At 36.7% G+C, this 2,614-nt stretch carries 1 protein-coding gene; it reads right to left on the bottom strand.

What is annotated here, in order from left to right; all coding sequences use genetic code 11:
* Window positions 1–1,019: 1,019 nt before the first annotated feature.
* Window positions 1,020–2,435: an alanine/glycine:cation symporter family protein gene (locus tag AAEY68_RS20555; RefSeq protein WP_010555303.1), complete on the bottom strand. Its 1,416-nt coding sequence runs from the start codon at window positions 2,433–2,435 to the stop codon at window positions 1,020–1,022.
* Between the last annotated feature and the right edge of the window lie 179 nt (window positions 2,436–2,614).

Raw genomic sequence — 2,614 nt, forward strand, 5'->3', positions numbered from 1 at the left:
TGGAATTGGTAGACACAAGGGATTTAAAATCCCTCGACTAACAAGTCGTGCCGGTTCAAGTCCGGCCTCGGGCACCATCTCTTTATTAAGCGCTCTGCTTAATAAATCTAATAAATCTTCTAATATCTATAAAATATCCGGTAAAAATCCTGATTTATCATTTTTATGTTTTCTATGATTTATATTATCTTGATTATCTTGATTATCTTGATATGCACTATTTTATGCATGGTCTACCCAATAATAGCGTTGTGTGATAGTTCATTAAGAGTTTGTATATCTATCGTATTAAAGATATATATGAGTAAGCATAATGTAATATTTCCAAACCCAATCCTATAGCGCCTCAAATAAACCAGCCATGCAATCTTTAGCGACACACAGTACTTAATGCTAATGAATACACTTTGAACTGAACTAAGCGTCATAGACTTATGATACCAACCAGCAAAGTAGGCCATTAGCTTTAAAAAATTCAAAACAGTAAAGCAATCTACACCTCGAGAGCAAATAACCTTGAAAGCAAAGTTCAAACACCTATGTGCTGGTAGCATAAAGTAATACCAATCTGCTTATATATGGGGTCTATTTAAGGTTAAGGGAATTACGCTAGATCTAGGCAAAAATTTTTGTATCTAGTGTTCTAAATAAAAATTTTTAACGACGTTATAGTGCAATTTAATTCGTTAAATTGCTCAGAGATTTATGCAGGTTGGTATAGTTGTCGAATTGGTTGGTAACATATGCTCATTGGAAGTTAAAAATCACGGGTAAGAGTAAGTCTAGAGTTATGGTGAGAACTTCAAATAGGTAAACAATAAAGTGCTTATAAATAATGCAGAGCTATGGGCATTAAACATCTGTTTTTGTAGGTTGTCTTATCTAGGCTGATAATCAGATAATGTCTATACAGTTCTTATCGTCCGTAACAGCTTTTACTTATAAATGATCGAGTGCTATGTGTCAGGGCTTTTTATTTTTAGAACTAAAAAAGCGAGCCGTAGCTCGCTGTTTATTGTTTATTTCCAGGCCTCGGGATCGACCTCTTTAGCAAGTTTAGGATGCTTACTTTTGTCAAAGGTGGGTATTAAGCCCTTTTTGCGTTGTTCGTTGTAATCTTTAGAGAGCCATACAACAACACCTGAAAGCATAAATAGCGCTATAACGTTTACAATGGCCATTAAACCCATTGATATATCTGCCAGCGTCCAAATTAAACCAAGCTCACCAACAGCACCAAACATCACCATACCTAAAACAACAAGTCTAAAGATAAACATACCTTTATTAGAGTTGTGCTCTAAAAACATTAAATTTGTTTCAGCGTAAGAGTAATTAGCCACAATAGAAGTAAAAGCAAAAAACAATATAGCAATGGCAATAAAGTAAGTACCCCAGTCGCCGACATGTTCTTGTAATGCTGCTTGTGTAAGTTCAATCCCCATAACACCAGATTCAGGTACTAATTGCTGCGATAGTAAAATAAGAGAAGCAGTCGCTGTACAAATAACAATAGTATCAATAAATACACCTAGCATTTGCACATAACCTTGTGATGCTGGATGAGGAGGGTAAGGTGTCGCAGTAGCTGCGGCATTAGCTGCACTACCCATACCAGCTTCGTTTGAGAATAAGCCACGCTTTATACCTTGGATCATAGCTTGTGTAACACCATAACCAATTGCACCTGCACCAGCTTGTTCAATACCAAAAGCACTTTTTATTATAAGTACAATTACATCAGGTAATGCAGTAAAGTTAATAGCGCATACATAAAGAGCCACTAACAAGTAAGCTAATGCCATAAATGGGACAACCATTTCAGCAAAACGAGAAATCGTTTTCAAACCACCAAAAATAATAATACCAGAGCCAATAACCAAGCAAATGCCTACTATATACTTAGGTACATCAAACGCTACTTCAAATGCTGCAGCAATAGAGTTTGACTGTACGGCGTTAAATACCAAACCAAAGGCTAAAATTAAGCATAACGAGAATAAAGTCCCCATCCAGCGTTTACCTAAACCGTTTTGCATATAATAAGCAGGGCCACCTCTAAAATTGCCATCAGCATCTTTTGTTTTATAAGCCTGAGCCAAAGTACTTTCAGCAAAGCTTGTAGCCATACCTATTAATGCAATAAGCCACATCCAAAAAATAGCACCTGGCCCACCTAGGTATAAGGCAACAGCAACACCAGCCATATTACCTGTACCAACGCGTGCAGCTAACGAAGTACAAAAAGCCTGAAAGGATGAAATTTCGTTATCGGCACATTTACGAGAGCCAAACATAACTTTGAACATATGTGGAAATTGCACAAACTGAATAAAGCCTAGTCGAAAAGTAAAAAAGAGGCCTGCTGCTATTAATAAGTAGACGAGAACTTGGCCCCAGAGAAGGGCACTTATACTGTTTATTATGTCTGTCATGGATACTGCCTAAATACATGAGTTAAAAAAAGTGACCGCAACTTATCACATCAGGATAAAAGTGTTTAGTTTTAAAGTTCAAAAACGGAGTTGTCAACAGGGTTTTGTGGGTAACTTGTGCTTATCATGTGTGCTTGCTTGGGGCTTAATTTTAATTACTATTTTATGCAAATAACGCT

Source organism: Pseudoalteromonas sp. RB2-MNA-CIBAN-0110 (assembly GCF_040309305.1).
Taxonomy (GTDB): Bacteria; Pseudomonadota; Gammaproteobacteria; order Enterobacterales; family Alteromonadaceae; genus Pseudoalteromonas; species Pseudoalteromonas arctica.